Source organism: Vicinamibacteria bacterium, from assembly GCA_035620555.1.
GTDB lineage: Bacteria > Acidobacteriota > Vicinamibacteria > Marinacidobacterales > SMYC01 > DASPGQ01.
Window position 1 is genome coordinate 1 of the sequence record DASPGQ010000212.1, and the last position, 7,253, is coordinate 7,253.

Here is a 7,253-nt window from a genome sequence, read left to right on the forward strand (position 1 = left end):
ATGATCTCGGAAAACGAAGGGAGGTATACTGCTGACGTGAAGGGAGTTGGGAAGTTACAAGACGTCTTGCGCGGGCGCTCGGATATCCGCCTGGCGTATCTTTTCGGCTCGACCGCCCACGGCAGACAACGCCCCTCGAGCGACGTGGATATCGGCGTGCTATTCGCTTCCCAACCGACGCCTGCCACTCTCGATGGGCTTGCCGCCGAGCTCGCTTCCGCAGCACGTCAATCCGTCGACCTGGTCAACCTCGGGACGGCTCCACCGCTTCTTGCTCACGAGATTGTCTCCCAAGGAAAGATACTCGTCTGTCGAGACGATGAGGAGAGGGCCCGGTTCGAGGCCCGCGTCATCGCCCGCTACCTTGACACGGCTCATCTCAGAGAAGTCCAGTACGGCTATCTGCGTGATCGTATCGAGGCTCGCCGTGCCACTTCGAGCTGAAGTCATTCGGAAGAAACTTCTCGAAATCGATCAGACGACCGGCCGCCTGCGTTCCTGGATGCCGATGTCGCTCGGTGAGCTCGAGCAAGATCTTCGATTGCAGTGGGCCGTCGAGCGCGGCCTTCAGCTGGCTGCCGAGGCTCTCTTCGATACGGGAAATCACATTCTGGCCAGTGCGTTCCAGGAGTCGGTGGACGAGTACGCTCAGATACCGAAGCGCCTCGCGGTTCGCGGCGTATTGAAGGCAAGTACGGCCTCTCGCCTCGAGAGCCTAGCCGGTTTCCGCAACATATTGGTGCACGACTATGCCGAAGTCGACCTGAAACGCGTACACGCGGGACTTCAGCGCCTCGATGACTTCGACGCTTTCGTGGCCGACGTCGAGGAGTGGCTCCGCTCCAAGAGCGCAGCAAGATAAGAGGCGTTCGGAAGGACAATCAACGGCAGAAGGGTTTCAGCCTCTTATAGAGAGCCGCCGTGGCGCGACAGTCTTCGAGACAGTAGCGCGCGATCTCCTCGATTCTCCCTTCGCCAAAAGCCTCTTCGACACGCGAGCCATCGAGCTCCGTCTTCGGTGACGGAATCCCGAAGATCGCACAGAAGTAGTCGAGGCTTCCCCGTCGCCGTCGCTCGTCGCCCTCGAGCGTTTGCCGCAAGTCGATGTGACGAATCGTCGAAAGCGTCCGCCCCGGCTCGATGCCGTGGATGGCGCTTCGGATCTCCAGATAGGGCACGTCGAAGCGCTTTCCGTTGAACGTGATGAGAAGCGTCGGTTTCCTATCCGAGAGCCACTGCCAGAACGATTCGAGTAGAGCACGCTCAGAAGCTTCCACGAAAGCCTGCTCGCGGGACGTTTCGACGTCCAACGTGCCCACGCAAACGACGCGACCGGTGGTGGGATCCAGGCCGAAACGGGAAACGAGATCCTCGCGACGCCTCTCGAGCTCCTCGGGGTCCGGCTGATCACGCTCGAGGGAACGAAAAAGGTACTCCAGAGCGCGCTCGGGGACGTCTTCCGCCCCCTGTCCTACGGTCTCGATGTCGAGAACGATGTCCATCGCTGATGAGCGTCACACGAGTGCGGCCGCGCGTGCAACGACCTCCACGGGATGATAGGCCTCGCGACCGGTGAGGTCCGCGATCTGATGGCGGCATGAGGTGCCCGGCGCCACGACGGTCGTGTCTTCCGATGCGGCGCGAACCGCGGGGGCGAGACGCCTCTCCGCCATCTGCACCGAGATGTCGAAATGCTCTTTCTCGAAGCCGAACGAGCCGGCCATCCCGCAACACCCGGAGTCCACTACCGTGACGGTGCCTCCGAGCTTCGCGAGGAAGCGGACGAGAGGCTCGGTCCCCACGAGCGCCTTCAGGTGACAGTGGCCGTGCACCAGAATCTTTCCCGGTGCGCTGGGAAAATCCACCGAAAGCCCCTCTCGGTCGAACAACTCCTCGAGAAGAAAGCTTCTCTCGGCAAGCGCCTTCGACGCTTCGCCGGGCACCAAATCGGGATACTCGTCCCGAAAGCCGAGAATGCAGGAAGGCTCGGCGCCGACAACGGGAATCCCCTCGCGAACGAAAGGATAGAGCGCCCTCACGTTCGCGTCGGCCTGTTTCCGCGCCCGGTCGAGCATCCCTTTCGAGATCGAAGGCCGCCCGCAGCACGACGCCTTGCCGAGAACCACGTCGTATCCGGCTGCCTCGAGAAGGAGAACGGCGGACTTTCCGATGGCGGGCTCGTGGTAGTTCATGAAGGTATCGTGGAAGAGAACGACCCGCTTCGCGCCGCTTCGTGCGGGTTTCGCTCTCCTTCCAAACCAGCTTTCGAAGGTCTCGCGAGCGAAGGGCATCAGGCTGCGACGCCGGTCGATCCCGGCGACGGATTCGAGAAGTGTCCGGAACCAGCCCTGCCGAGCGAAAACGGTGGAGAGAGGCCGGGTCGTCACCCCCAGCCGTCCCAGCATCTCGGGCCGGACGAGAAGCTCCTCCCGCAGCGAGTACGGATGCTCGCGGTGGTAGAGGGCGAGAAACTCCGACTTCAAACGGGCCAGGTCCACGTTCGAGGGACACTCCGCCTTGCAGCCCTTGCACGAGATGCAAAGGTCCATGATCTCGTAGAGGCGCTCGCTCACCATCTCGTTCGTCGGCAAGCGTCCATCGAGCACGGCGCGAAGCGCGTTCGCCCGGCCCCTGGTCGAGTGCATCTCGTCCTTCGTGACCATGAACGACGGACACATCGTGCCCTCGAGGTTCTTGCGGCACACACCGGAGCCGTTACAGAGCTCGACCGCCCGCGCAAATCCACCTTCGCGAGCATAAGGAAACACCGTTTCGGGCTCGAGCACTCGATAGGACTCGCCGTAGCGGAGATTTTCCGCCATCCCCGGGGCATCGACGACCTTCCCGGGGTTCATGATTCCTTTGGGGTCGAAAGCCGCCTTCAGCTCGCGAAACGCCCCGTAGAGGCGCGGACCGAACAGACGCTCGTTGAAGTGACTGCGGGCGAGGCCGTCCCCATGCTCGCCGCTCATGGAGCCGCCGTACTCGATGACGAGCGCGAACACCTCCTCGGAGATCGCGGTCATCTTCCGCACCTCGGCTCCGTCCTTCAGGTTGACGAGCGGGCGGATATGGAGACAGCCCGCTCCCGCGTGGGCGTAGAACGAGCCCACGGTATCGTGATCGGCGAGGATCGCTTGGAACCGGCGGATGAAATCGGGGACGCGTTCCGGAGCCACGGCGGTGTCCTCGACGAAAGCAATCGGCTTCTTGTCGCCGGGCAGGCCGAGCAGAAGAGGAAGCGCCGCTTTCCTTACTTTCCACACGTTCGCCTGGGCCTCGGGCTCGAGCACGCGCACCATCGGCTTGCCGCTCGGTCCTACGAGCTTGTCGAGCGCATCGAGCTTCGCCTCCACTTCCTTCCTCGTCTCGCCGACGAATTCGACGATGATGAGCGCCTTGGGCTGGCCGTGAACGAAATGCATGCGGCGGGAGTACTCGAGGGAGCGCCGCGCCAGGTCCATGACCATCTCGTCGACGAGCTCCACGGCCGACGGCTCGAGAGACAGAACCTCACAGCCGGTCTCGAGGGCGGGAAGAAGCCCATGGAAGTGCAGGACGGCGAGTCCCGATGCCGGAGGAAGCGGAGCGAGAGCGATCTTGGCCTCGACCACCGAAGCGAAGGTTCCCTCGGAACCCACGACGAGCTTGGCGAGGTTGATCTCGCCGGGATCGAAGAGCTCGTCGAGGTTATAGCCGGAGACACGCCTCGGGATCTTCGGGTAGCGGGCCTCGATCTCCGCCCGATGGGCCTCCGCGATACCGAGCGTCGTGCGATAGATGGCCGCCTCGAGCCCATCGCCTCGGATCTTGGAGTCGAGATCGCTGCGGCAAACCGCACCAAAGGTCGCCGTCGACCCGTCGGCGAGAACGGCTTTGACCTCGAGTACGTTGTCGACCGTCTTCCCGTAGATGAGCGAGCGCGCCCCGGCGGAGTTGTTTCCGATCATGCCCCCGATGTTCGCCCGGTTGCTGGTGGCGGTCTCGGGCCCGAAGCGCAGGCCGTAGGGCTTCAGGTGCGCGCCGAGCACGTCGTGCACGATGCCCGGCTGGACCCGCGCCCACGATTCCTCACGCGAGACCTCCACCACATCGTGCATGGATTTCGAGAAGTCGATGATGATGGCTTCGCCCACCGCCTGTCCCGCGAGGGACGTCCCCCCGCCTCGCGGCAGAACCGGGATGCCTTCACGCGAGGCGAACCGAATCACCTCCGCGACATCGCCGGCGTGTTTCGGAATGACGACGCCGATGGGCTCGATCTGATAGATGCTGGCGTCGGTCGAATAGAGGATCCGTGAATAGCGATCGAATCGAACTTCGCCTTCGACCCGCTCACGCAGCTCGTGGGCGATGTCCATATGTCGGTGATTCTACCATCGCGTAACGCTCGGACCTTCCGGGGCATCCGGCTCGATTCGAGCGTCGGCGTCGAGGACTTCCCCTCCTCTCGGTGACGAGCTCACCCCGCTTTGGCTTCTACTTCTTCCGCTCTACCACCCACTCGCAATGGGAGTCGCCAAGGAGCATGTTCTTGGTGAGTTTGAACGTAAAATTGGGGTTCAAACTTGCGGCAGCTCCTTCACCCCATTTTTGATGCCCTACTCCGCAGGTGTTGAAGTCGATGCCCTGCTCCTTCCACCTCTTGTGCCAAGGACACTGAGTCGTCTTTCCCACACATCGGTCTTTGGTCGCTTCGACGACTTCGAACTCGAACTCCGGTCCCATTGACGCTTTAGCAAGCAGATGCATCACCTCTTCGACATCGCCAGCGGTTTCTGTGGCCAAACCGAAGGTTTCCGCAAATTCTTTCGCTCCCTTCCCTGCTTCGTACCAGAGCGACCCATTGAACTCCTCGAATTTTTTCTGTCCCACCGCCTGCTTCATGGCGTTGGAAATCGCGATGTAAGCGCCGGTCAATCCCTTCCCTGCAATCTCCCACCTTGTTTTCTCAGGAATCGTTGCGATCTTGTCGGCCATTCGGACCCCTCCTTTTCTCTCGAGCCTTCCACTTTGAAAGACGGGCGAGTGTATAGCATCTTTGAGCGACAGGCGAGTGTAGGTCATCGAATAAAGGACCCGTGAATAGCGATCGAATCGAACTCGAGCCGCGAGCCGCCTGATTGCACCCGGAACTTCCGACCGGATACGATTCCCGCGGGCCAATTTGATGGTCGGCCAGACTCTCGCCCACTACAAGATCCGGGAGAAGATCGGCTCGGGTGGAATGGGCGAGGTTTATCGCGCCGAGGATACGAAGCTCGACCGCGAGGTAGCTCTGAAGGTCCTGCCGCCAGAGCTGGCCGAGAGCGAAGAACGACGGAGTCGTTTCCAGCGGGAGGCCAAGGCGATCGCGGCGCTCAACCACCCGAACATCGTCCAGATCTATTCCGTCGAAGAAGCGGACGGAATCCACTTCATTACGTTGGAGCTGGTGAAGGGGAAGACGCTAGCCGAGCTGCTTCCGGAACAGGGCTTCCCGCTCCGCGAGCTCTTCGACATCGCCATTCCCCTATCCGATGCGGTGGCGGCCGCGCATCGCCAGGGCATCCTCCATCGCGATCTCAAGCCCCAGAACATCATCGTAAGCGATGAAGGTCGGATCAAAGTCGTGGACTTTGGACTCGCGAAATGGACATCGACTCTTGGCGAAGAGGGCAGCGAGCTTCCAACCGTGGAGAAGACGACGGCGGGCGTGATCATGGGAACGCTTCCCTACATGTCGCCCGAGCAGGCCGAAGCGAAGAGCATCGACGCCCGCAGCGACGTTTTCTCCATGGGTGTGGTCCTGTACGAGATGCTCACCGGACGACGTCCTTTCGGCGGAGATACGCCGGCGCGCGTCCAGGCGTCGATACTCCGGGACGAACCTCCGGCGATCGCGAGGGGGCCGGAGCCGCTGGGGAAGCTCCTGGAGAAATGCCTGGCGAAAGAGCCGAGCCGCCGACCTCAGAGCGCTCTCGAAGTTCGAAACGGGCTCGAGGCAATCCGCGACGATTGGCGCTCGGGGGAGCTCCAGGCACCGATCGGGGCAGGATCCTCGGTGAACAGGTGGTGGTCTGCTCTTGTGTTGACGGCGCTCGTGTTGGTAGTTCTGGGGATCGCCTTCCGTCCTGGTCGCGATGCCGATCAGGTTTTGCGGTTCGTGAATCCGGTCCAGGTCACCTCGGCGATGGGCGTCGAGGACGATCCCACCTGGTCTCCCGACGGAGGACAACTGGCCTACAGCTCGGACCGGAGTGGCAATCCCGACATCTGGGTAAAGCACGTCGAGCGGGGCGAGCCGGTCAACCGTACCGCCGACTACGAGGGTCTCGACTGCTGCCCGAGCTGGTCTCCTGACGGAAGCGAGCTCGGATTCTGGTCCGACCGAGACGGCGGCGGCTATTTCGTGATGTCGGCGGTGGGGGGTGCGGCCCGCAAAGTAATAAACGCCAAGCGTTTGCGGGAAAGCTCTCATTTCAACGCGCCTCAGTGGTCTCCCGATGGAAGTGAGCTGGCCGGCATGATTGTCGAAGACGGAAAGTTCTTCCTGGAAATCCAACCGACGGATCGTCGGCAAGCTCGGCGCATTCCCTTGCCGGGAGCGGGTGGGGCTCGAAACGACGTGACGTGGTCCCGAGACGGTCGATGGTTCGCCTTCGTGGACGGAGGCTACTTCCGCGACAACCTGCAACTCTGGCTGCTCCGACAGGAGGACGGCGCGGCTTTCGCGGTCACGGACGGTCTCACGCGAGTGTTGAGTCCGAGCTTCTCTCGGGACGGACGGTCTCTTTATTATGTTTCGAACCGTACGGGGAGCATGGATCTCTGGCAGCAGAAACTGGGAGCTGACGGTGTGCTCGAGGGCGATCCCATTCCCTTGACCGTTGGGATCGGCATGCGTTCCGCCGTTTTATCTCCGGACGGAACCAAGCTCGCCTACTCGAAGGGGCGCCTCGTTGCCAACCTCTGGCGTGTTCCCGTTCTCGAGAATCGCTCCGCCGTCTGGGCGGATGCTGAGCAGCTGACGTTCGACGAAGCGCTCGTCGAGTTCTTCGATGTCTCCACCGACGGTCGGCGGCTCGTCTTCAACTCGGATCGGACGGGGAACATGGATCTCTGGGTGATGCCCGCAGAGGGCGGTGCTTTGTCCGCATTGACGAGCGGCCCCGAGCTCGACTGGCATCCCCAATGGTCGCCTTCAGGTGACGAAGTGGCTTTCTATTCCCTGCGATCGGGCCGCCGGGAGATTCACGTGCTTCCGCTCGATG

The 7,253-nt window shown here is 62.0% G+C and carries 6 protein-coding genes; 3 read left to right on the top strand and 3 right to left on the bottom strand.

Annotated elements, in window-relative coordinates; genetic code table 11:
* The first annotated feature begins 36 nt into the window (after positions 1-36).
* Positions 37-444, top strand: coding sequence for a nucleotidyltransferase domain-containing protein (locus VEK15_08450; GenBank protein ID HXV60710.1), 408 nt, complete (start codon positions 37-39; stop codon positions 442-444).
* Positions 428-862 carry a DUF86 domain-containing protein gene (locus VEK15_08455; protein HXV60711.1) on the top strand — a complete coding sequence of 145 codons (435 nt, stop codon included), beginning with the start codon at positions 428-430 and terminating at the stop codon, positions 860-862. The genes VEK15_08450 and VEK15_08455 overlap by 17 nt, the downstream gene beginning before the upstream one ends.
* 19 nt (positions 863-881) lie before the next feature.
* Here the strand turns inward: VEK15_08455 and VEK15_08460 are convergent, their stop codons facing one another.
* From VEK15_08460 to VEK15_08470, 3 genes are all read right to left on the bottom strand, one after another.
* The gene (locus VEK15_08460) at positions 882-1,502 is read right to left on the bottom strand and encodes a ribonuclease H-like domain-containing protein (GenBank protein HXV60712.1); all 621 of its coding nucleotides are present in this window, start codon (positions 1,500-1,502) and stop codon (positions 882-884) included.
* A 12-nt stretch (positions 1,503-1,514) separates the two neighbouring features.
* Complete coding sequence (locus VEK15_08465; protein HXV60713.1) at positions 1,515-4,361, bottom strand: FAD-linked oxidase C-terminal domain-containing protein; 2,847 nt, start codon at positions 4,359-4,361, stop codon at positions 1,515-1,517.
* A 118-nt stretch (positions 4,362-4,479) separates the two neighbouring features.
* On the bottom strand, positions 4,480-4,980 hold the full coding sequence (locus tag VEK15_08470; GenBank protein ID HXV60714.1) for an L-2-amino-thiazoline-4-carboxylic acid hydrolase: 501 nt from the start codon (positions 4,978-4,980) through the stop codon (positions 4,480-4,482).
* A 190-nt stretch (positions 4,981-5,170) separates the two neighbouring features.
* On the opposite strand from VEK15_08470, the gene VEK15_08475 reads away from it, so the two are divergent.
* Positions 5,171-7,253 (top strand): protein kinase (locus VEK15_08475; GenBank protein HXV60715.1); only part of this gene is annotated, 2,083 nt, incomplete at its 3' end.

What these genes read in the sequence shown, in the direction of transcription:
- VEK15_08460 (HXV60712.1), bottom strand. Translation starts at nt 1,502, where the DNA reads ATGGACATCGTTCTCGACATCGAGACCGTAGGACAGGGGGCGGAAGAC.
- VEK15_08465 (HXV60713.1), bottom strand. Translation starts at nt 4,361, where the DNA reads ATGGACATCGCCCACGAGCTGCGTGAGCGGGTCGAAGGCGAAGTTCGA.
- VEK15_08470 (HXV60714.1), bottom strand. Translation starts at nt 4,980, where the DNA reads ATGGCCGACAAGATCGCAACGATTCCTGAGAAAACAAGGTGGGAGATT.